Here is a 24,141-nt window from a genome sequence, read left to right on the forward strand (position 1 = left end):
ACACTGTTTTGGTCTTAATTCAAGTTTAGAACTGGTTCGTGAATTGTATGGTGAAAATGACATAGGGCGGCATTTTGACCGCATATAAAGCTATCGACCCCTTCATAGGTTTGATAAGCTCAAATTTAGAGAAGTACTGAATTTATTATATGAAAATGGTAGGAAGAGAAACATCGGAATGTACGTGAGAAATCAAACGATATAGGATGAGGAACTTCAATAAAAGAAAAAGATAAGACAGTCTATAGAAAGATCAAACGAACATACAAAAAGTATTGTTACATTCAGTGTAAGGAAAATACAAAAAGAAATCAGAGAACTATATTCAACAGCACAGTTTGTTGCATATCATCTGCTAATGTTTGCAAATATTCAGAACGGAATTGAAAGTATTAGCCTGGCCAAATATTGTTAAAAGAAACACGTCCTATTAGAATAGAGGAATTATGACCTAACTGGATGGCCTCAAAAAAGTCTTTTTTATAAAATGATATTTTTAAATATCTGAAGTCCCTTATGGAAAGAAGAATATAATGACATAATCTGTTGGTAAAAAATAAAATGACGCTCAGTTGAAATTGAACGGTATACTAGACATTAAGCTGCTTAGTAGGAAGTAAATTTATGAAAGTAATATCAATAGTCGGTGCTCGACCACAGTTCATTAAATGTGCTCCTCTCTCAAAAGAGTTACGTAAAAAACACGAGGAAATAATAATCCATACGGGCCAACATTATAACAAAGAAATGTCCGCTTTGTTTTTCGATGAACTTAAAATACCTGAACCGGATTATAACCTAGGTATTGGTTCTGGAAGCCATGGCCTCCAAACAGGTAAAATGATAATAGAAATTGAAAAAGTTCTTGTCTCAGAGGATCCAGACATCGTCCTGGTATATGGGGATACTAACTCCACGTTTGCAGGAGCTATAGCAGCTTCTAAGTTAAAAAAAACTATTGCTCATGTAGAAGCTGGCCTCCGTTCTTTTGATAAAGGCATGCCAGAAGAGGTGAACCGAGTTGTGACAGACCATTTATCTCAATTATTACTATGTCCTTCACAAAATGCAATTGACAATCTTGCGAATGAAGGAATTAAAGATAATGTACATAACGTGGGCGATTTAATGGTGGAAGCTTTGACAAATAATTTAAAATTAGCAAGTGAGAAATCTGATATCATTAATAGTCTAAACTTAAAAGGGGGCTGTCAAAAACTTTGGGGTTGCAAAGCCTGAGTTAATTAATAACAATAAATATATATTATGAAAGTAGATATGGTTTTGTGACAAACCATATCATATCCACTTTCAAATCTCATATTAGCTCAATTCAACTTAAACTAAACGACTGTTTTTCAGGTATCACAAGCTTTGAAGATGCTATCATATCCCAATTGTCTTCAACTGAAAATAGGAATATTCACAATGAGAAGGAGCTTGTTCTGCATGCAGACAATCATTTTGATCTCCTTCATCCTTACTGTCCTGTTTGTGGTTCCAGGAAAGTAATCAAACAAGAATATTACAAACGCAAGCTAAAATTAACAGAATTTGGAAGTCAGGTTATTTATGTTCGAAGATACTATTGTAAGATTTGTTCTAAAAAATTCACAACACCTCTTGATTCAATTGTAAAAAAAGGACATCAATATGCCCGAACTTATGAACACTATATAGAAAAAACCTATGAGGCTGGCTATTGTTCATTCAGACATCTGCAAAAGATCTTCACATCGCTATACGATTGTTCTCCCTCTCATCAGACCATTTACAACTGGATTGCAGGATCAAACAGAATATCAATATCAAGCGATGATAATCATTATTCTGGATACTATTGTTATGATGAACAATACATAAAACTGAATGGAAATCGCTTTTATAGGCTCAGTTTGATAGACTCTGTACTGAATAAACCAGTAGAAGAGAAAATTGTGCCAAATCTTGAATATGATACTGTTAAGGGTTTTATTAAAAATGCTGTAGCTTCTAAGCCTCTTCATGCCATTTCAACCGACCACCGAAGAAAATATAAATCGATTATGGATGCACTAAAAATCAAGCATCAACTTTGCATATTTCATTTGTACAAGCTTGTTGGGAAAGATGTGTACAAAAAACTAAAATCAAAATTTATTGGCTCTAGGGAAAAGATCAGGTTGTGTTTAGCATTTACAAAGATCAAAGAAGTGTTTAGAACATATGACCTAAATATCGCAATCAAGAGACTTCAAGAGATAATCAGTAATATGGAAGAAATTCCACATTTACTTCACAAATCAATAGATAAGATTATAAAAGACTTCGAAAGGTTGACTCTGTTTATGGTGGATGAAATGATTTCAAAAACAACAAACCCTATTGAGAATTATTATCGACAAACGTTACCTGATTCGTTGAAAAGGATATTTAAAACACCGAAGGGGATATTGAATTATTTAAGTGTTAAAAGAGGATATTGGGAAGGGAACATATCCAATAAAGTTTAACACCAAAGTTTTTGACAGCCTCCTTAAAAGGTAAAGACTATATGGTAGCAACTGTCCATAGAGCTTCCAACACCGATAACCCTGATAATTTGAAAACAATTATGAGTGCACTCAATGAAACTAAGTGCAATCTCATATTTCCCCTTCATCCCAGAACTAAAAAATCATTAGAATCATCTAAGTTGTACAAAAATATTGGAAATCATATCAAATTCATAGATCCACTAGGCTATTTTGATATGCTAAAACTAATGTCAAACTCAAAGAAAATAATTACTGATTCCGGTGGAATCCAAAAAGAGGCCTATATTTTAGACATCCCGTGCGTGACATTACGTGATAACACGGAGTGGATTGAGACGATAGAAGCTGGAAGTAACTTACTTGTTGGGACGAACTACAATAAAATTGTTAGTGCAATCAATTCATTTGAAGGATATAAGGGTAAGAAAAACATATATGGAAAAGGGGACTCTAGTATTAAAATCTGCAATATTATAGAAGAGTATGTAAATTCAAACTTATTATAATCAGTTCACTAAGACTGTAATTTGAAATATTGAATAAATTATGACATTGCATGTATACATAAATGTTGAAAAAGGTTCACAAAATCATGTTTCATTACAAAATTAATATAAACAACAAATATACACTTGATCTTAACCTTACCTTATTATTAACATTTATTTCCGTTATATTTATTTGTGTTCCAATTTTAAATGAAACATCGCTTCGGATAGTATATAGTTCATTGCTAATGTTTTTTATTCCAGGGTATGCGTTTATAGCTTCCATATTCCCTAAAAAGGATGAAATCTCAGGAATTGAACGCTTCACACTAAGCATAGGTTTTAGCATCATCATAGTCACCTTTACTGGACTTGTAGTAAGTCTTACAAAATGGATGTTAAATCAATACACAATTGCATTATCCTTATTAATATTTACAGTCATTTTTATTTTTATAGCGAGTATCAGAAGAAATAGTCTAGATGAAGAGGAAAGGTTCACACTATTTATCACCGAAAAAAATAAAATTGCAGATACAAAATCTGTTGATGAAAATGAGTCGATTGGGAAGAAGCCTAAAAAATTCATGATAGTTAGAAAAACAAAGGTTAAGACTATCAAAAAAAGAAACATATACAATATTATAAATCAAAATGATAGACCAAATATGCAAAAAATTCTATTTATAGGGCTTCTCTGTTCACTTGTCCTTGTTAGCGGTTTTATTATCAACCAAAATATCACTCGAGAAAAAGATTCATTCACAACACTATATGTTCTAGGGCCGAATGGAAAAGCAGAGGAATATCCACATACAATTTCAGAATCTGACCCTGCAAAAATAATAGTAGGTATAGAGAATCATGAGCTCACGCATATAAACTACATACTACAAGCAAAATTAGATGGCATGGTACTTGAAGAGATCAAAGTTAACCTAGGACATAAAGAAAAATGGGAGCAAGAATTAATAATAACTCCTACAAGGTTAAAACTAGGAAGGCAGAAACTCGAGTTTGCACTTTACAAAGACCAGGTTGGAAATTTTGCATACAGGTCCGTGCATATCTGGGTGACCCAGGATCTAAGCGAAGAAATTATCGATACCTTACCCTCAAACACAAATTTCATACAAATGCAGAATGCGGATATGGAATCCGATGACGGATGGACCTTCCTCTCCGGCAATGAGACCACAGTCACCGGATCATACGTGAACGGAACAGGCGTCTATTCATCCCGAGCCTTTGTCATCAATAGCACCTTTGAAGGCAACCGCGGCCAGCCAGGCTTTGAACTGCACTACATAGAGCAGGAGATCCACAGCGACAGGAAAGAGGACGTAGTGCTGTCCGTCTACCTTAAGGACAGCTATAAACAGGGCACCTCCGGCAAGGATGAGTCCCAGTTCAAGAGGGTCACACTCAACGATCTGATAGTATGGTCAGATGGTATCAACGGTGACAAGGGATGGCAACGCCTGCAGGTGCCTGTCACATTGCAGGAAGGGAAGAACACTCTGGTATTTGCCTTGGCCCAGAACCGTAACATGGACACAGTAGCTGTTGAACTTGCAATCGACAAGGTGAGCTTCATACCCTTATCAGCCATGTCACCGTACCTGCGTGAGGACAACACCGTAGAAGCAGTACCACCTGTATCCTGGGTAGATCCCCTGCCGGTAAACGTCGGCCAGAACAAGTTCACTGTCACCTGGAATGGTACGGATGAAGGTTCTGGTATCTATTACTATGACATAGACTACAGTACCGATGGCGTCAGCTGGAAGAGATGGATCAGCAAGACCACTACAACATCAGCAGAATTTGAAGGCATTGAGGGACAGACCTATTATTTCAGGTCAAAGGCAGTCGATAATGCCCTGAATGAGGAAATGCTGCACAGGATAGCCGATACCAGCACGACCATCGACAGCAAAACAGCACAACTGGAACTGGACATAACTCCAAACCCGACCAGTGACATCACATATCTCACCCTGACATCGAGCAAACCTTTGATGGAAGTGGAATGCCTGGTCGTCCCACAGACATTTGGCAGTTCAGAATATGTAAAGCTCACAACAACGGACAACATAAAATGGACTGCAAAATACACCATAAAACTGCAGGATACTTATAATGTAGAGATAACTGCAAAGGACTTTGCCAATAACACGGCATACACCTTCGGCACCATCTACACCGATACTTCCCTGGAGGAGCTGACGATAGACATATCACCGGAAAAGACATCCACAGATGTTGAGATCAGAGTGACAGCCTCCACCGCCCTCAGGGACGAACCATCTGTTGTGGTAAGGGATCGCAGTGGTAACAGGCTGGATGTAAGCTATGAGAAACTGGACGGAAACAAATACATATACATGGCCACGGTGGATGATGATATCAACGATGGTGTTGCACGTGTGACAGCCACCGCAAAGACCGTGGATTCCCAAAGCCTGTATGAAGAGGAAACTTTCATCATCGACAGGATCGATCCGAAGGTCAATACATTCAGCCCTGACAATGGCGAGACGGTCAATATCAACAACCCTTCCATAAGAGCCACCTTCTCCGATGACCGGGCAGGCATAGAAAGGAGCAGGATCACACTCCGCGTGAATGGCGAGGATGTGACAAATGCCGCGGACATAACGAGCAGTTCCCTTTATTACAGTACAAGCAACCTTGATGACGGGGAAGTGGAAGTACGTCTGAGCGTCACAGACCAGGCCGGGAATACCTTTGTAAAGACATGGAGCTTTTATGTAGCAACATCCTAAAGCATATATCTCATCATTATCATGAGTATCATTTTTAAAGACTCCTGCAAATGTTTATATAGAAAAAAAACAAACATGAGAAACAACAGTAAGAATCTTAACTAATTAAGAGGTGGTACGAAAATGAAAATTAAACTTTTAGTACTAGCGATGGTAATAATCAGTCTAGTAAGTGTAGCGTCTGCAGATCACATCATAGGTGCATCACCTGCCAGTGCTACAATTGATACCGGAGAAGAACAAATATTTATGGTGACAATATCTGCTGTGCCGGATGAAGATTTACCAAATACATTTAGTATAATGGGTGCAGATGATTTTGTAGTTGAAATAGATGGTGTTGCAACAACATCCGTTGACTGGGATTGGGAAGGTGTACAAACCTTTGAAGTAAAGATTGCAAATGTAAATGCTCCAAATGGAAACTATGTGATTACATTTGAGAACATAAATGGAGAAGATAGTAGTGCATTGCAAGCACTTGTCCAGGTCAGTTTGACAGCAATCCCTGAGTTCCCAACCATTGCACTTCCAATAGCTGCAATACTCGGTCTTGCATTCTTCATGCAGCGCCGCAAGGAAGAGTAAGTACATAGACTTACTCACATCTTTTTTTCTTCTTTTTCTATCTTATTCTCTGACTCAAACATTTATATTCTTTTAACCTCATACTTCCCTGAATTACGTAAGAAGATGATATCATGGAAGAGTTGATCACTAAATTATCGAATGCTCATGGCATATCCGGCAGTGAAGGGAACATCAGGGCCATTATGGAAGACGAGCTCAGACCATATGTGGATGAGATGAGGGTTGACAGGATGGGAAACCTCATTGCTGTAAGGAAAGGAGAGGGGCCATCCATTATGCTGGCTGCACATATGGACGAGATAGGACTCATGGTAAAATATATTGATGACAAGGGATTCCTGCGATTTGTGAAGATAGGCGGATGGTACGACCCCACACTGCACAGCCAGAGGGTCATCGTTCACACACAGAACGGCCCCATCTCTGGCGTAATCGGTTCAAAACCTCCCCATGTGATGAAGGACGAGGACAGGAAAAAACCTCCAAAGGCAGATGACATGTTCATCGATGTAGGTGCCAGGGACAGGGAAGATGCCACAAAGATGGGGATCATTATCGGCACGCCCGTTTCCATGGACCGTGAGGTCAAAAAGCTTGCAAACGGAAGGATAACCGGGAAAGCCTTTGACAACAGGGCTGGCTGTGCTATCCTCATCGATGCAATGAAACAGCTTAAAGAGATGAACATAAAGGCAACCGTCTACGCCGTAGGCACAGTACAGGAAGAGGTAGGCCTGAAGGGTGCACGCACCTCAGCGTTTGGCCTTAACCCCGACCTTGCCATAGCCATAGATACCACCATTCCCGGTGACCACCCGGGCATCGACAGTAAGGATTCCGTACTTGGCATAGGCAAAGGAGGAGCCATAACCATAGCAGACGCAGCAGGAAGGGGCATAATCTCCGCACCGCAGGTCATCAGATGGCTTGTCGCAACTGCAGAAAAGAACGATATAGCATACCAGACCGACGTAGGCGACGGAGGCACAACCGATGCAACAGCCATCCACCTGACAAGAGAAGGCATACCCTCCACAGTCCTCAGTGTAGCAACAAGATACATACACTCACCCGTGGAAGTCCTGGACCTTGCAGACCTTAAGAGCTGCTCGGACCTCATCACAAAAGCAGTCCTCAGCGTCAACGACTACTTCTGAACAGGGGATGGATTCCCCTTACAATTCTTTCTTTTTTTATCTCAAAAACAATGCAACAGTCCCGCCGAAGGCGGCGCAGTCCATAAGCTCTGCCCAGAGAAAATGCATATCCACCACAATTAGAAACAGGAAAGTAGTATTCATGCATTATATCCGGAATTACTGATAAAAACAGTAAGGACTAAGCAAAAATTACCGATAAATAAGATAACTATTAATCAAAAATTACCGATAAACAAGATAACTATTAATCAAAACTTACCGATACAAAAGTAAACTATATATAATCCGATCATCCATGAATAATATCATGGAGAAAAAAGAGATATTAGAACTACTCATAGACTGGAATTTCTGGACAAAAGAGCAGTTTACCGGCACGTTAAGGAGTGAACTCTTAACAGAGATCGAAAGAAAATCCAGGGCAAAGGAGATAATGATAATTACCGGTGCAAGAAGGACAGGTAAATCTACGATCATCCTTCAATATCTGAAAAATAAGATCGATGCCGGAATAGCAAAAGAGAATATCCTCATAATAAACTTTGAAGATCCTCGTTTCAGGGATCTGAACCTTGAATTGTTAAATCGGATATATGAACTATATCTGACCGAGATCCAAACAAATTCCGGCGAGCAGTATGTGGTCCTTGACGAAGTCCAGGTCATAGACGGTTGGGAAAAATTCGCACGATATCTGCATGAGAACCGCCGGGTTAATGTATTTGTCACCGGTTCGAGTTCAAAACTATTAAGCTCGGAGTATTCAACAGTCCTTGCAGGCCGCCACATGGACACACAGGTATATCCCCTGTCTTTTAAAGAACACTTAGGCTTTAGGGGCATAAGTATAAACTCTGACCTGGAGATGATGGCACAGCGCCATACAATAAAAAAGGAGCTAAAAGAGTACATAACCATGGGTGGGTTCCCAAAGGTCACACTTGAAGAAGAGGAAAGAAACAAGAAAGAACTGCTGTATACATATTACAGGGACATTCTGATAAAGGATGTCACGGTCAGGTACAACATAAAAGACATTCAGAAACTTGAAGAGCTTGCAAAATATTACATGACAAACATATCCTCCCAAAACTCGTACAACAGGATCAAAAATATCTTCGGCATGAGCCTTGACACGGTAGAACGTTATTCCTCATATCTTGAAAGCACTTACATGCTGTTTTTCATAAAAAAGTATTCATACTCCCTAAAAGAACAGGTTCTCAATCCAAGAAAGGTATATGCATTGGACACCGGCCTGAGAAATATGGTTTCGTTCTCATTCTCACAAGATTATGGCAGGCTGGTTGAAAACGTAGTGTTCATCCATCTTAGAAGAGAATACTCAGACATATATTACTGGAAAAATGAAACCCAGAAAGAAGTTGATTTCATTATCTGCGAAAAGAACAAAGTAACCCGTGCAATACAGGTCTGCTGGGATATGGACAACGAAAATACCAGAAAAAGAGAGATAGAAGGTCTTGTAGCCGCTATGGAAGCGCACAACATAAAAGAAGGTCTCATACTCACCGATGAAATGGAAGAGGAAATAGAAGCGGATGGAAAAATAATCATTGTAAGACCCATCTGGAAATGGTTGCTCACCAGATGATCTGCACTTTAAGTGATGAATCGTGATAAATTAATCGTTATACATATATAGCACTTCAGTGTATCCCTGTAGGCTGCTACCCGCTAGCATGCACTATAAAAGAAAAATATTGCGAGGGATTATATTATTCGAAAATGTCCGGTTTTTAGACACAACCCTTAGGGACGGCGAACAGACACCAGGTGTAGCACTTACCAGCAGTGATAAGGTCACCATTGCAACCAGGCTTGATGAGCTTGGGGTGGACGTTATCGAGGCAGGTTCGGCCATCACCTCAGAAGGAGAACGCGAGTCCATAAGAGCAGTTGTAGCCCAGGATCTGAATGCAGAGATATGCAGTTACTGCAGGATAATGAAGCCAGATGTGGATTTTGCACTGGCATGCGACGTGGATTCCATTCACCTTGTAGCTCCTGTTTCTGACCTTCACATCAGTGTAAAGCTTAAGAAAGACAGGGAGACCGTAAGGCAGATGGCCGTGGAAACAACGGAATATGCAAAGGAGCACGGCCTTATCGTAGAGCTTAGCGGAGAGGACGCTTCAAGAGCTGACCTCGATTTCCTCAAGTCCATATACAACGACGGCATCGATGCAGGAGCGGACCGTTTATGCTTCTGCGATACCGTGGGACTGCTTGTCCCTGAAAGGACAGAGCTTATCTTCAAAGACCTGTGCTCTGCCGTAAAGGCGCCCTTAAGCATTCACTGCCACAACGATTTCGGCCTTGGCACAGCCAACACCATTGCAGCCTTAAGAGGAGGAGCACAGCAGGCACATGTGACCATCAACGGCATTGGTGAAAGGTCAGGCAACACCGCCCTGGAAGAAGTTGTGATGACCATAGAATGGTTATACAAATGTAAGACCGGCATCAATACAAAAGAGATCTTCAAGACCTCAAGACTTGTAAGCAGGCTCACGGGAATACCTGTGGCACCTAACAAATCACTCATCGGCGGCAACGCATTCACACACGAGGCAGGCATCCATGTACACGGCCTGCTGGCAGACACCAGCACATACGAACCCATAAGACCGGAAGTACTTGGCAGGGAAAGGAAGATAGTACTGGGCAAGCATGCGGGCAAGAGCTCGGTCACGCTGGCTGTCAAGGAAATGGGATTTGAAGTTGATGACACACATCTCCATGAGATACTCAACCGCGTCAAGGAACTCGGGGACCATGGCAAGAAGGTCACCGATGCAGACCTGCAGACCATCACAGAAACCGTGCTCAACATCCAGAGAGAAGCAAAGGTCATCCTTGAAGAATACACAGTAGTGTCCGGAAACAGGGTCACCCCCACAGCTTCTGTAAAACTCAGAGTGGATGGAAAGGAAGTAGTGGAAGCCGGTACCGGGGACGGACCTGTGGATGCAGCGTTTGCAAGCATCAAAAAAGCCATATCCGGTATCGCTGATGTGCAGCTTGAGGAATACCATGTTGATGCCATCAGCGGGGGAACCGATGCCCTTGTAGAGGTACTGGTAAAACTCTCAAAGGACGGGAAGATGGTAACCTCAAGAGGATCGCGCACAGACATAGTAATGGCATCTGTGGAAGCAGTCCTGAACGGAATAAACCGGCTCATATGAAAAGGAGAGCATATCCGGCTGCCCGGGCTTGATTAAAAATTGCGGACCAGCGGAAGAATTCAGAGGCACAGGGATGAACGCAGGCAGAGTGTAATGAGTGTAATAAATATGCCTGTGATATTCCATCATGTCTGCCGGACCCCATCCCTTAATGAGCACAGGAACCTGAGCCTGATCTGCTTTATCCGGCTTCAAAGAGCAGGCAGGGACCAGAGGGTCACCTGCAGAAAATGCTGCTGACCGCTGATGGCCATCGGGTATTCCTGAAAGCAAAATATCAGAACCTATAAGCAGAAACCTATAAGAAAGATACTGGCAATTTACACGCATATCGAAATGACATTTCAGAGGATTTTATATGACCGAACCGACGAAAAAAATGACAGGTGCAAGAGCCTTCGTCGAGTGCCTGTACAGGGAAGGTGTTGACACTATATTCGGATATCCGGGGGGTGTACTGCTACCAATATATGACGAACTCTATGATGCAGACATCCGCCATGTCCTTGTACGGCATGAGCAGGCTGCAGCCCACGCAGCAGAAGGATACGCACGGGCCACAGGAAAGACCGGTGTATGTATCGCCACCTCCGGACCCGGGGCCACCAACCTTGTGACCGGGATCGCAAATGCATACATGGACTCCATACCCATGGTAGTGTTCACAGGTCAGGTACCAAGCAGCCTCCTGGGCAATGACGCCTTCCAGGAAGCCAATATCACCGGCATCACAATGCCCATCACCAAGCATAATTATCTTGTACAGGATGCCAACGAGCTCCCTCGTATCGTCAGGGAAGCATTCCATATAGCATCCACAGGCAGACCCGGGCCGGTACTCATCGACCTGCCCAAGGACATCACCCTTCAGGAGATAGATTTCCACTACCCTGAAGAGGTGAACCTGCGGGGCTACAAGCCCACGTACCAGGGTAACCTCCAGCAGATAAAAAAGGCAGCTTCACTGATAGAAGGGTCAAGGAACCCGGTCATCTATGCAGGCGGAGGGGTCATCAGTTCCAATGCAAGCAAGGAACTTATCCAATTCGCAGAACAGATAAAAGCACCAGTGACAACAACGCTTACCGGCATGGGAGGATTTCCTGCAGAACATCCTCTCTTCCTTGGAATGCCAGGCATGCACGGGACGAAATATGCAAACTATGCCATACAGGAATCTGACCTGCTCATAGCAGTGGGAGCAAGGTTTGATGACAGGGTCACAGGCAAGCTCAAGGCATTTGCATCCAACGCAAAGATAATCCACATAGACATCGACCCCGCAGAGATCTCAAAGAACATAAAGGTCGACATTCCCATCGTAGGGGATGCAAAATGGATACTGCAGAAGCTCCTGAAATATTCACCTGCATCAGGATCGGATGCATGGATCAGCAGGATAGATCACTGGAAGAAGGATAACCCGCTCTATTATGTAGAACCTGCAACAGGAGACGGTATCAAACCCCAGTATATCATAGAGCAGATATGTGAGGCATGTCCCGACGCCATCATTGTTACTGAAGTAGGCCAGCACCAGATGTGGGCTGCCCAGTACTTCAGGTTCAAAGAGCCCAGGACCTTCATCACATCCGGAGGGCTGGGCACCATGGGATACGGCTTCCCGGCATCTATTGGCGCTAAGATAGCAAGACCGGAAAAAGTCGTTTTTGACGTTGCAGGGGATGGCTCCTTCCAGATGAACTCACAGGAAATCGCAACAGCCGTCCAGGAGAACGTACCTGTGATCGTGGCGATCTTTAACAACGGCTATCTTGGAATGGTCAGGCAGTGGCAGGAACTGTTCCACAACAGGAGATATTCCGCAACCTGCATACAGAACAGTGTTGACTTCGTCAAGCTTGCAGAGGCATATGGTGCACTGGGACTTCGTGCCACAAGACGCGAGGAAGTACGCCCTGTTATCGAGGAAGCGATCGCATCAGGAAGGCCCACGGTCATTGACTTTGTCGTGGAATGCGAAGAGAACGTATCGCCAATGGTGCCTGCGGGTGCTGCGATCAATGAAATACTTGACCTGGAGAGAAAAGCATGAGACACACACTTGCAGTTCTGGTCGAGAACAAGTACGGAGTACTCTCACGGGTCGCAGGCATGTTCTCAAGGAGAGGTTATAACATTGACAGCCTGACAGTTGGGGTTACCGATGATCCCACGATCTCCCGTATGACCATCGTGGTCAGGGGAGATGACCAGGTCCTTGAGCAGGTCACAAAGCAGCTCAACAAGCTCATTGATGTCATCCGTGTCACAGACCTCAGTTCAGAGGAATCCGTTGAAAGGGAACTGGCACTGATAAAGGTCAGCTCCGATGTTAACAACCGCTCCGAGATAATGCAGATAGCAGACATATTCCGGGCCCGTATCATTGATGTGGCTTCAAAGTCCATGGTCATCGAGGTTACCGGGGATGAGGGCAAGATAACTGCCATAGAACAGCTGCTCAGGCCCTTTGGTATCAAGGAAATGGTACGTACAGGAAAGGTAGCCCTCAGGAGAGGACAGAAGAGTTCTTAATTATTCAGACACTTATAGGTATTCCACTTAAAAGAGGTACATACAATGGCACAGATGTTTTATGATAACGATGCGGATCTTAACCTGCTCAAAGGCAAGAAGATCGCAGTAATGGGTTACGGAAGCCAGGGACATGCACAGGCACAGAACCTGCATGACTCCGGACTGGACGTTACAGTAGGCCTGCGCAAAGGCAGCCGGCGCTGGAAACAGGCAGAAGAGGACGGCCTGAAGGTCATGACCGTTGCAGAGGCTGCCAGAATGGCAGATATCATCCAGATACTCCTGCCCGATGAGACCCAGTCACAGGTATACTACAATGAGATCGAGCCAGGACTTGAAGCAGGCAATGCGATAGTGTTCTCACACGGGTTCAACATCCATTACAACCAGATAGTCCCGCAGAACGATATCGATGTCTACATGGTAGCCCCGAAGAGCCCCGGACACCTGGTCAGGAGAACATACAGGGAAGGTGCGGGAGTGCCCGGACTTATCGCAGTCTACCAGGATGCCACCGGCAATGCAAAGAACCTGGCCCTTGCACACGCAAAGGGTGTTGGCTGTACACGCGCAGGTGTTTATGAGACCACCTTCCGTGAGGAGACCGAGACCGACCTCTTCGGAGAACAGGTGGACCTCTGTGGTGGTGTGGCCTCACTTATCAAGACATCCTTTGAGGTGCTTGTGGAAGCAGGCTACCAGCCAGAGATGGCATACTTTGAGACCTGCCATGAACTCAAGCTCATAGTTGACCTCATACACGAGGGAGGCCTTGACAAGATGTGGTACTCTGTATCCAACACCGCAGAATATGGCGGCATGACCGTAGGCCCCAAGGTCATCAACGAACTTTCCAGGGAAGCCATGTACGATGCCCTTGAGAGGATCCAGAACGGCGAATTCGCTCGTGAGTTCGTACTCGAAGGCAAGGCCAACCGGCCGGTTCTGACCGCGATGGAAAGGCAGGACAGGGAGCATCCGCTGGAGGTCATCGGCAAAGAGATCAGAGCCAAGATGCCCTGGCTGAACAGCGAACTCAACGAAAAGTAGACCTGTGCGGTCTACATAACCTTTTTTTATCTTCCCTTTCAAACTATCCCCTTAACCGGAGGTATGGAAAATGCCGGATACCATTGACACGATCCTTTCAAGAAGAAGCATAAGAAAATTCACAGATTATCCCGTTGACGATCAGAGCATAAGAACAATACTTGAAACAGGCAGATGGGCCCCATCGGGCCTTAACAACCAGCCCTGGAAGTTCATTGTTATAAAAGACAGATCAACAATGGAAGAGCTGGCCACCTGCACACACTATGGCGACATAATCAAAAGCTCACCCCTGCTTATAGCGGTCTATCTGGATACCACAACAATGTATAACAGAACAAAGGACATCCAGGCCATTGGTGCATCTGTCCAGAACATGCTCCTTGCATGCTGCGACCTTGGGCTTGGGGCCGTGTGGCTGGGCGAGATACTGAATAATGGAAATAAAGTAAACTTGATTCTCAACTGCCCAGATACCCTGGAGCTCATGGCAGTCCTAGCCATAGGCAGGCCAGCAGAAAATGGCAGGCAAAGCACCAGAAAGAACCTGGAAGAGATCACATATTATGAAAGCTATGGAAAACAGGCATAATAATAAAAAGCATCAAGAGAAGGAGGCAAGGACGAATTGCATGAATTGGAGGTGTATTGGAGGTAGTAGATTTGCATGACCCATTTATAGTAAAGAATGATCAGGAAATAGGCCTGCAATTCGTCCCTACACCTAAAATGGATTTCATCATATATAAATTTTTGTCATTTTTTGAACTAAATCAAGCAAAACTGATTTAGAGTCAAATCAAGTTCTGTTTACATTGCCCGTATTTCGCTTTCTACCGGCACATTGGGAATTCGTACAGAATTCCAGGGCATCTTTTCCTTGTTCTTTTACACGAAGGAGGTGCCAGCCGCAATGTTCACACCGGGTCTTAAGAACTGTAAGACGGCCTGCCTTTGGAAGAGACTGGGTGTTACCACAGCGGTTGGTACAGCCCAGGAAACGTGAATCCTTTACAGATATCACAAACATCGAGCCATCACATTTAGGACACGGCCCTACTATCTCAGGAGGGAAACACCTCTTTTGCTCATCACATGCAAAACAGGGCCCAACCCCCACAGCCCAGTTGTATTTGTTGCCAACCTTAAGTACCGCAACACCGCCTTTGCTGCACTGATGGGAACGCATGACCGTAAGTGCACCGGTCTTTGGCAGCGGGTAGGTATTCCTGCATTCCGGATAGCCGGTGCATCCCACAAATCTTCCCTTATCGGTCTTGATCATGTGCAGCATCCTTTTGCATTCAGGACATGTGCCCACAAAGTTCTTCTTATCGGCAGCCACCTGTTCATCATTGATCGTCCCTGCCATCCTTGCAGCAATTGCACCCTTGCTTGAGCTCAGCTGGGAATACATATCCTTTATCAGCAAGGTCCCCCCGGCAAGAGCATCGTCCAGGGTTTTCTTCCCATCCTCCACATCCTGGATAAGTGCTTCTATCCGGGCCCTTATCTCAGGCTGTACAAGTATGGGGACCGTGGTATCCAGAGCATCCATCAAAGTAAAACCAGTATCCAGTATGGAAATGGTCTTACCCTTGGTTTCAAAATAGCCTCTTTTCTTATTGGTCTCTATGTGGGTTGGCGCTGTTGCCTTGGTACCGATACCGTTCTTGTCCATAAGGGTCAGCAACTCCGCTTCAGTAAGTCTTTTAGGAGGAGTTGTTTCAGACCTTATATTCTTAAGCTCCTTTACAGCAACCTCTTCCTTTTCCCCGATATCGGGCAGTAACTTGTCATTTGTAGTTTCAAATGGATAGACATCAAGCCACCCTGCATCCTTTAGTATCGAACCCGTAACATCGAATATCTCCCCACCGACCAGGATCTCAAGCCTTGTCTTCTCAAACACAGCCGGTCCCATAAGGTTTGCAAGGAAATGCCTCACAATAAGATCATAGACCTTCCAGGCATCCGGCATTCTCACACTTTTCTCCACATCATCCTTTGATGCAGCCTTTATAGGATGGATGGGAGGATGGTCATGCCCGTCCTTTGTGCCGTTACGGCAGGCAATTTTCCCTGCCGAGAGTATCGAAAGTGCGTAACTGCGGTATATGCCTGAGGAGAAAGCAACAAGTCTGGATATGAAATCAAAATCCTCAGCATACTTATTGGTCTCTGTCCTGGGATAGCTGGTAAAACCGGAAAGATAGAGCTGTTCAGCTATCTCAAGAGCATTTTCCGGACTGACCCCCAGGAATTTGGAAGCACGCTTGAGGAACTCGGTAGTATTAAGAGGATAAGGAGGTTGGGTAAGTGCCTCTTTCACATTTTTCCTTTCCACAAGACCAGTCCGGCAATTCCTGATCCTGGAAAAGATCTCATCTGCCTTTGCCATTTCATAGATATGCCCTCCCCTGTGGGAGCCAGTGAACTCCATGCCCTTTGCACTGAAAAGCGCTTCGATCTTCCAGAAATCCTTTGGCTGGAACTTGCGTATAAGCTTCTCTCTCTCATATACAAAACCACATGTCGGGGTCTGGCACGGACCAATGGATATAACACCCTTGGTGCGGGCTTTCTCCCTGACGGCAAGTGTCATGAAACGTGTAAAGGCCGCACCCATCTTCAGGTCAAGTATCTGGCGGGCTTCTGCGGACATGGCCATATTATAGTCCGGCTCAACAAGGTTTGCAAAAGCCTTTTTTATCTCACCGGGTGAAAGTGAGGAGAAACGGGCCCTCTTTACAGGAAATGAGGCCACCCTTTCAGCAATTTCCTTTGCCTCAAAACCTATGTTCTCCCCTTCCCTGTCAAAGTCACAGGCAAGGATGACCTCCTCTGCACCGCCGGCAAGAAGTGAGATAGCTGCTGCATAGGGCTTTTTAGTTACGTTCTTGACAGGGCTGGTGTCCAGCAGGACAGAGGGATCACATTCACGCCAGTTATTGAATTGTTCGGGAAAGTCGTAGCCCATGATATGTCCTGCAAGACCCATGATACGCCACTCCTTCCCTGCGATCTTAAAGTCGTACACAGGAACACCTTCCACAGAGGCCCGGTTATAATGCCCTCCGCTTAAGATCCCTGCTATCTGGGAAGCTGCCTTGTTCTTTTCCGTGAATACGACTATGGACATGCTGCACCACTATGCACTGATATTAGATAAGAATTGACCCCGCAGGGTGAAAGTAATACCTGCCTGAAATAATACCCGGAATAAATGTCCAAAACACATACCCACGAAGGAGAAACCACCGGATATCAGGGATAGGATCCTTTATGAACGTAAGGGTTCGAATCTGTTTGAACTTTACGTAACATTTATGGAGAAGCTTTCCCATATCAGTTACGATTACTAACTGAAGGAAGCATAGCATGAATAACATCACACGGTTCATTATCATATCATTCATTGCATTGGCCGTAGTCGTACTTGCAGCCTTCCTGCTTGCTAACCTGTATTTCTCAGCGGGCACTGTTGAAAAGGGCAGTGAACAGGTTGCCGGTATAAGCGGAGAATACCACGATGATGATCCTTTGATTGCAAGAAGCTATGATTATGAGGACCGTCTGGTCTTCACATATGTCCCTCGAAGTCCGCAGCAGCAGATAGACCTCTATGCTGATTATGAACTAAAGGAGGACGGTAATGTAATAGCAGCCGGAAACAACAGGCCATATGAGAAGATTTCTGTTGATAATCCAATGGTCATTGAGACCCCAAGGAACAATTCATCTGCATATGAACTTGACATATCCATAAAAGATACAGACGGGAAACGTGTTCATAAAAGTATTATCACTATATGGCCACAAGACAAAGATAGCTGAAACCGGAAATCAGGACGGAAATCAGGAAAAACACCCGGGATAACCGGAAAGTATTAATCGGCAAATGCTGCCAACGGGTCCCATATTTACTGGTCTTGTTGAATTGACAGAATAATTCAAAAGAGAGGAATAAAGAATGAACCAAACTATAAAGCTGATCAATTTGCTCTTGTTAATAACTGCGATCACCTTAACGGGCATCCCTGCGGCTAATGCGGATTATTCCGGTAATGTGTGTGTGAACGCCCAGTTGCGGGAAATACGTCCCGGGTCAGTGGGTCTTGATGAAGGATTCGTCCTGGGAGTCAATCTTGAAAGTTGTGGTTCTAAAGCTCCTCAAGACATTACTTTTGAGATAATCAGTCTCCCTCCTGATATCATGGTTACCGAAAGTATGATTACCAGGATCCCGGAACTGACCTACAGTACCAGCCAGAGGTACCTGACATATCATATGAGGACCACCCCTGATGCTAAACCCGGTCCCCATCTTATCAAAATGAAACTGACATATGCAAACACACCCATCCCAACAACGAAATATTATGAAGCTGAAGTATGGGTGATAGGTGAAAATGCAGAACCAAGGATATCTTCTGTAAAAACGGACCCTGAATATATCTACCAGGGAGATACGGTAGACTTAAGGCTTGGCATAGAGAACTTTGGAAAAACAAAAGCAAAATCCGTATCTGTTAATTTAGATCATAACTTTAAAGGGATCAAGGATTCCACAATCGGAACTATTGGCGTAAATGCCAGTCAGACTGCATTGTTCAAGTTCAAGGCAGACAGGTCAGGTGATTTTAAAATTCCTGTACTTATAGAGTATGAAGACGATTATGGCAAGCAGGTTGATGAATATGACATCAGGATAACCGTACTTGATAAAAAGGGGAATCTGAATCTTGCATCTGTAAAGGTCAATCCTGTGCTTCCATACCAGGGCGACACTGTGGAGTTGACCCTGAGGATCGAGAACTCTGGTGACAGAACAATAAATTCGATACGTGTCTATACTGATCATCCATTCAAAGGGCTTAAAGAATCCTTCATCGGAACTCTTAGTTCAAACGAAGACGGACCTGCAGTAATTACCTTTATAGCCGACAGGGCAGGAGAATATGAGATCCCTGTAACTATAACATATAGTGATGATTTTGGCGAAGAACAGATAGAAAGGAAGATCAATCTTATTGTACTGGAAAGTAGCAGTAACACGGGAACCGTCATCACTATATTACTCATACTTATGATCATTGGAGGACTTGTTTACAATAATTACAGGACAAAAAAGTCAAAAGATGAGGTAATCAAGCAGTTAATGGAAGGCAGCGGTAACTCTGTGAACAACAGGGAACAATGAAGGGTCCAATATGATCAATGATATCCGGGTGGGAGCCCTCATTGCATACAGCAGTGTAAAAAGAGGGAATAAAAAAACACTGGTCTTCATAGTTTTTGTACTCTCCCTAATTTTCCTGAACCTGGTATTCCTTCCATCGATGATAGGAGGACTTTCAGGTCTGTTCACCGGATTCATGCAGGATTATCCGTACGGGGATATTGTCATAGAACCAATGGGAGATAACAGCTACATTAACAATGCTGACAACGTATTGAAGAAGGTCCGGGCTGTAGAGGGTGTGAGAGCTGCAACAAAAAGACTGGATGTGGGAGCATCTATCAACCATAAACAGAAGGTTGTAGGTGTAACGATAACCGGAATGCTTCCTATAGAAGAATATGACATATCGCGATATCCGCATATCATCACTGAAGGCGATTTTCTAACCGATCTTTCCAGAGACGAGATAATAATCGGTGCTATGATCGCAGGCACAGGTTTTGGTTCAGAGATATATGACAACCTGGGTGAAGTAAGACCTGGAGCGCTTGTTGAGGTAACATATAGCAACGGGGTAAAAAGGACCTATAAGGTCAAAGGCATTATGGAAGGTACATTTGAAGTGGTTGATCTTAATGCCCTGGTCCATTACAGGGAGATCGAAGATGTATACGGCCTGCAAGGAAGGGAAGCTACCACTGTTGTGGTAAGGGTTGGCGAACAGGGAACGGAAGCACATATACAGGAAAAGATAAGAGATGCCGGAGTTAACGAACCGATCTATACATGGGCAGATAAGTCCGAATCCCTCATAAGGCAGGCAATGCAAAGCATGGGCGCTATAGATATCATGTCCAAGATCGTGAGTCTGATAGTCGGTGCAGCACTGGTCCTTATCATAATCTATATCAATGTACTGAACAGAAAAAAAGAGATAGGTATCCTCAAAGCCGTCGGTATTACCCCAGGATCCATTGTGCTGTCCTATGCATTTCTCAGCACATTCTATGTTTCCCTGGGAATATTTGCAGGATTAATGCTATACTTTTCACTTATGTTCTATTTCCAGGCAAATCCGGTAACCTTCTATGAAACCATGGAAATAAGCCCTGTTATTGATCCTCTGCTGCTTATCCAAAGCATAGTTACCATGCTTACGCTGTCCGTAATAGCCGGGATCCTGCCTGCCTGGAGCGTATCAAGAGAGAGCATCCTCAAAGCCATATGGGGACGATAAAATGATCGTTGCTAAGAATATAAAAAGATGCTATGGGACCGGCGAGACTGCTGTCAAGGCCCTGAAGGGTGTTTCGTTTGAAATAGATAAAGGGGAATTTGTAGCCATAATGGGTGCATCAGGCAGTGGAAAAACCACTCTGTTAAGGATACTGGCATTGCTGGACGATGCAACGGATGGGGAATATACCATCCGGGGACTGGAGGTTTCAAGTCTGCCTGAAGCAGAAAGGAGTTATTACCGGCTGACACAGGTAGGGTATGTCTTTCAGGATTATGCACTTATCAACGAAATGAGCGCTGCAGAGAATGTATATGTGCTCTCCATGATGGAAGGGAAGTCTAAGAAGGAATCTTACAAAACCGCCCTTGAAGCACTGGATAAGGTTGGCCTGAAAGGAAAACATGACAGGGTCCCTGATGAATTATCTGGCGGGGAAAAGCAAAGAGTGGCAATTGCAAGGGCCATAGCAAAAAAACCTGACATCATGTTTGCAGATGAGCCATGTGCAAACCTGGACACCAACAACTCAAAACAAGTTCTGGACGTATTTAAAGAGCTGAATGAAAAATATGGTCAGACAATTGTCATGGTAACACATGAACCCTGGCATGTCGACTATGTAAACAGGGTAATAACGCTGGAGGACGGGAATATCATTAGCGATGACAGGAAACTGAAAGATAGAGGAAACACTGGATCATCATCGCAAAGTATCACCCATTGAAATAGTGGCTTCCTGAATGTTAAAATCGCAATTAAGCCTCTGTCAAAAAAGATGGTTTCCTTTCCCCATATCGAAAAAAATAGCAGGAAATTACCGTATTTATAAGTGGCGTCGTTCCAGCCAGGTAAAACCTATGGATGAAACAGATGCCAGATGAAACCTATATATGTCCCGAGAATGTATCAGACCTAAAAAAGACACTGCATACCGGAGTAAAAAATGACATTGATGGAAGATGCTAAAAAAGGCAGGATAACACCACAGATGCAAGCCGTTGCCAGGTATGAGGGCATCGATGCTAAGACCGTCTGCTCCTGTGTTGCCAGGGGACTTATAAGTATCCCCAACAACCCTGTAAGGGAATGCAGGGTCGTAGGTATAGGAAAATACCTCAGTACAAAGATAAATGCGAATATAGGCACATCCCGTGACTACATCAATATCGATGAGGAAGTGGAGAAGGCAAAGACAGCTGAAGCTTTTGGTGCCGATGCTCTCATGGACCTGTCCACCGGCGGGGACCTGGACCTTGTCAGGAAAAGGATAATGGATGCAGTGAACCTTCCACTGGGTTCGGTCCCCATATACCAGGCTGCAGCCTCACAGAAGGCGGTGGTGGATATGAGCTGCGATGATATGTTCAATGCAGTGCGCAAACACGGCAGGGATGGTATTGATTTTGTAACCATACATGCAGGTGTCAACCAGGATTCCCTGAAACGGATAAAACAGGGGAACAGAATAACGGATATCGTCAGCCGCGGAGGGTCATTCACACTTGCCTGGATGCTTCACAATGGAGAGGACAACCCTTTCTATGCAGAATATGACTATCTTCTTGAAATAGCCCGTGAATACGATATGGCCATAAGCCTGGGTGACGGTATGAGACCCGGATGCATCCATGATGCTTCAGACGGGCCTTCATTCATGGAATTCATAACCCTGGGTGAACTGGTAAAGCGTACCTGGGAAGCGAACGTCCAGTGCTTTGTGGAAGGACCCGGACATGTCCCCATTGATGAGATCGAGCTCAGTGTAAAGGGAATGAAAAGCCTGTGTCACAATGCTCCCCTGTACCTGCTGGGTCCGCTGGTCACAGACATCGCTCCAGGATATGATCACATCACAGGAGCTATCGGCGGGACCTTTGCCGGTATGTGCGGAGCTGATTTCTTGTGCATGACCACACCTGCCGAACATCTGGCACTGCCTACGGCAGACGACATCCGGGAAGGCACCATTGTCACCAGGATAGCAGCCCATGCGGCAGACCTTGCAAAGGAAGGACAGAAAGAACGTGCCAGGGCCATTGATGACAGGATGGCACATGCCCGCAGGAACCTTGACTGGGACACCCAGTTTGACCTTGCCATAGACGGGAAAAAAGCAAAGAGCATACGGGACAACCGGAATACCGGAAGCGGAGCATGCTCCATGTGCGGGGACCTGTGTGCCATGAAAATAGTAAGCAAAGCACTGGAAGAAGAGAAAAGAAACTGACCTGTGGTCAGCTTTCACATTCTTCCGATGTAACTTTTTTAAAGTACTGCATATATCTTATATTATGAGACTGACAGTCCTGCTGGATAACAACACCCTTATTGACAGATATTTTCTGGGCGAGCCGGGAGTTTCATATCTTATCGAAGAAAACGGCAAAAGGATACTTTTCGATACAGGGTATTCCGATGCGTTCATAAGGAACGCATACAGGATGAAGATAGACCTGCTTGACCTTGACCATATTGTCCTCTCACATGCCCATCTGGACCACACATGGGGACTTGACGCCATTGCAAGGTTATTCACTGAAGCAAAGATAGAAGGCAACTCTCACAGGGACCCAACAGTAGTCGCCCACCCGCTTGTATTCAATACCAGGACATATGAAGGCATTGGAGAGGCAGGGACACTTGTATGCGCCCAAAAGCTATCAAGGATCTTCAGACTGCAACTTAGCAGTGAACCGCTGTGGCTTTCAGACAATGTTGTATTCCTCGGGGAGATCCCCCGGGTATTTGACTTTGAACATGAGCCCCTGGCAAGCAAAGTGATCATTGAAGGCAAAGAAGAGGATGACATCCTGGCTGATGATTCCGCCCTTGCGGTAAAGACAGGGAAGGGACTCGTAATAGTTACCGGTTGCTCACATTCAGGCATATGTAACATCATAGAGTATGCAAAGAACATCTGCGGTGAAGAAAGGGTCCGGGATGTGATTGGGGGTTTACACCTGCTAAGACCGACCGACTCAAAGATAAGGGGGACGGTTGAGTATTTCCGAAAACTCAGACCAGATGAAGTTCATGCATGCCATTGTACTGACCTTGATTCAAAGATAGCCCTGTCAAAGGTGAGTAATGTCAGAGAAGTTGGATCCGGGCTCAGGCTTGAGTACTAAAGAGAACCCAAGCAAAGCTCAGCCCGGAAAACCAGACAGAAAGAACCAGATATTAGAATTTTCCCATTATCCCGGATACTTTCAATAATATCTATTTAAGAATTTGACTAGTGCATCATTAATATGTATAATGTGTTAAAGAGAACATATAATTATATAATTAAATATAAATACTGCATTATACTAATATAAAATACACTCTGTCTGACTGTCTGAAATACACTTTGAACCTCAACCCTAT

19 protein-coding genes and 1 pseudogene are annotated in these 24,141 nt (G+C 44.2%); 19 read left to right on the plus strand and 1 reads right to left on the minus strand.

Translation table 11 applies throughout. The features are described 5' to 3' along the window. Positions 1 to 624: 624 nt before the first annotated feature. The 13 genes and pseudogenes from V7O64_RS03795 (at position 625) to V7O64_RS03855 (ending at position 14,939) form a co-directional block, all read left to right on the plus strand. Positions 625 to 1,239 carry a UDP-N-acetyl glucosamine 2-epimerase gene (locus tag V7O64_RS03795; RefSeq protein WP_407356702.1) on the plus strand — a complete coding sequence of 205 codons (615 nt, stop codon included), beginning with the start codon at positions 625 to 627 and terminating at the stop codon, positions 1,237 to 1,239. 47 nt (positions 1,240 to 1,286) lie between these two features. Further along, positions 1,287 to 2,426 (plus strand): annotated as a pseudogene (locus V7O64_RS03800) (ISNCY family transposase); the annotation flags it as partial. Between the two features lie 77 nt (positions 2,427 to 2,503). Continuing rightward, positions 2,504 to 3,022: a UDP-N-acetylglucosamine 2-epimerase gene (locus V7O64_RS03805; RefSeq protein ID WP_407356703.1), complete on the plus strand. Its 519-nt coding sequence runs from the start codon at positions 2,504 to 2,506 to the stop codon at positions 3,020 to 3,022. An 86-nt stretch (positions 3,023 to 3,108) separates the two neighbouring features. Continuing rightward, positions 3,109 to 5,793, plus strand: coding sequence for a DUF1616 domain-containing protein (locus V7O64_RS03810; RefSeq protein WP_407356704.1), 2,685 nt, complete (start codon positions 3,109 to 3,111; stop codon positions 5,791 to 5,793). Between the two features lie 123 nt (positions 5,794 to 5,916). Further along, the gene (locus V7O64_RS03815; RefSeq protein WP_407356705.1) at positions 5,917 to 6,381 is read left to right on the plus strand and encodes a PEF-CTERM sorting domain-containing protein; all 465 of its coding nucleotides are present in this window, start codon (positions 5,917 to 5,919) and stop codon (positions 6,379 to 6,381) included. Positions 6,382 to 6,494: 113 nt separating this feature from the next. After that, positions 6,495 to 7,541, plus strand: coding sequence for a M42 family metallopeptidase (locus tag V7O64_RS03820; RefSeq protein WP_407356706.1), 1,047 nt, complete (start codon positions 6,495 to 6,497; stop codon positions 7,539 to 7,541). A gap of 310 nt (positions 7,542 to 7,851) precedes the next feature. Then, positions 7,852 to 9,159, plus strand: a complete 1,308-nt coding sequence (locus V7O64_RS03825) for an ATP-binding protein (protein ID WP_407356707.1) — start codon at positions 7,852 to 7,854, stop codon at positions 9,157 to 9,159. A 118-nt stretch (positions 9,160 to 9,277) separates the two neighbouring features. Next, a complete protein-coding gene (locus V7O64_RS03830; protein ID WP_407357253.1) occupies positions 9,278 to 10,756 on the plus strand; it encodes a (R)-citramalate synthase in 1,479 nt (492 codons plus the stop codon). Between the two features lie 93 nt (positions 10,757 to 10,849). After that, a complete protein-coding gene (locus V7O64_RS03835) occupies positions 10,850 to 10,996 on the plus strand; it encodes a hypothetical protein (RefSeq protein WP_407356708.1) in 147 nt (48 codons plus the stop codon). A 118-nt stretch (positions 10,997 to 11,114) separates the two neighbouring features. Beyond that, positions 11,115 to 12,812, plus strand: coding sequence for an acetolactate synthase large subunit (locus V7O64_RS03840; protein ID WP_407356709.1), 1,698 nt, complete (start codon positions 11,115 to 11,117; stop codon positions 12,810 to 12,812). Beyond that, positions 12,809 to 13,294: an acetolactate synthase small subunit gene (ilvN, locus tag V7O64_RS03845; protein WP_407356710.1), complete on the plus strand. Its 486-nt coding sequence runs from the start codon at positions 12,809 to 12,811 to the stop codon at positions 13,292 to 13,294. Before V7O64_RS03840 ends, ilvN begins: the two co-directional genes overlap by 4 nt. Positions 13,295 to 13,339: 45 nt before the next feature. Beyond that, positions 13,340 to 14,347: a ketol-acid reductoisomerase gene (gene ilvC / locus V7O64_RS03850; RefSeq protein WP_407356711.1), complete on the plus strand. Its 1,008-nt coding sequence runs from the start codon at positions 13,340 to 13,342 to the stop codon at positions 14,345 to 14,347. Between the two features lie 70 nt (positions 14,348 to 14,417). Further along, positions 14,418 to 14,939 carry a nitroreductase family protein gene (locus tag V7O64_RS03855; RefSeq protein ID WP_407356712.1) on the plus strand — a complete coding sequence of 174 codons (522 nt, stop codon included), beginning with the start codon at positions 14,418 to 14,420 and terminating at the stop codon, positions 14,937 to 14,939. A gap of 207 nt (positions 14,940 to 15,146) precedes the next feature. Here the strand turns inward: V7O64_RS03855 and V7O64_RS03860 are convergent, their stop codons facing one another. After that, positions 15,147 to 17,489 (minus strand): DNA topoisomerase, encoded by a 2,343-nt coding sequence (locus V7O64_RS03860; RefSeq protein WP_407356713.1) that lies wholly within the window; start codon positions 17,487 to 17,489, stop codon positions 15,147 to 15,149. Between the two features lie 239 nt (positions 17,490 to 17,728). Here V7O64_RS03860 and V7O64_RS03865 point away from each other — a divergent pair, with 239 nt between their 5' ends. The 6 genes from V7O64_RS03865 to V7O64_RS03890 all read left to right on the plus strand — a co-directional run bounded on the left by V7O64_RS03865 (position 17,729) and on the right by V7O64_RS03890 (position 23,900). Further along, positions 17,729 to 18,184, plus strand: coding sequence for a hypothetical protein (locus V7O64_RS03865; protein ID WP_407356714.1), 456 nt, complete (start codon positions 17,729 to 17,731; stop codon positions 18,182 to 18,184). 136 nt (positions 18,185 to 18,320) lie between these two features. Further along, the gene (locus tag V7O64_RS03870; RefSeq protein WP_407356715.1) at positions 18,321 to 19,550 is read left to right on the plus strand and encodes a COG1361 S-layer family protein; all 1,230 of its coding nucleotides are present in this window, start codon (positions 18,321 to 18,323) and stop codon (positions 19,548 to 19,550) included. A gap of 10 nt (positions 19,551 to 19,560) precedes the next feature. Then, the gene (locus V7O64_RS03875; RefSeq protein ID WP_407356716.1) at positions 19,561 to 20,769 is read left to right on the plus strand and encodes an ABC transporter permease; all 1,209 of its coding nucleotides are present in this window, start codon (positions 19,561 to 19,563) and stop codon (positions 20,767 to 20,769) included. Between the two features lies 1 nt (position 20,770). Continuing rightward, positions 20,771 to 21,496 (plus strand): ABC transporter ATP-binding protein, encoded by a 726-nt coding sequence (locus tag V7O64_RS03880; protein WP_407356717.1) that lies wholly within the window; start codon positions 20,771 to 20,773, stop codon positions 21,494 to 21,496. Between the two features lie 219 nt (positions 21,497 to 21,715). Next, a complete protein-coding gene (thiC, locus tag V7O64_RS03885; RefSeq protein ID WP_407356718.1) occupies positions 21,716 to 22,999 on the plus strand; it encodes a phosphomethylpyrimidine synthase ThiC in 1,284 nt (427 codons plus the stop codon). A gap of 64 nt (positions 23,000 to 23,063) precedes the next feature. After that, on the plus strand, positions 23,064 to 23,900 hold the full coding sequence (locus tag V7O64_RS03890) for an MBL fold metallo-hydrolase (protein WP_407356719.1): 837 nt from the start codon (positions 23,064 to 23,066) through the stop codon (positions 23,898 to 23,900). Positions 23,901 to 24,141: the final 241 nt, after the last annotated feature.

It is taken from the genome of Methanolobus sp. WCC5, assembly GCF_045690325.1.
In the GTDB taxonomy this organism is placed as follows: Archaea; Halobacteriota; Methanosarcinia; order Methanosarcinales; family Methanosarcinaceae; genus Methanolobus.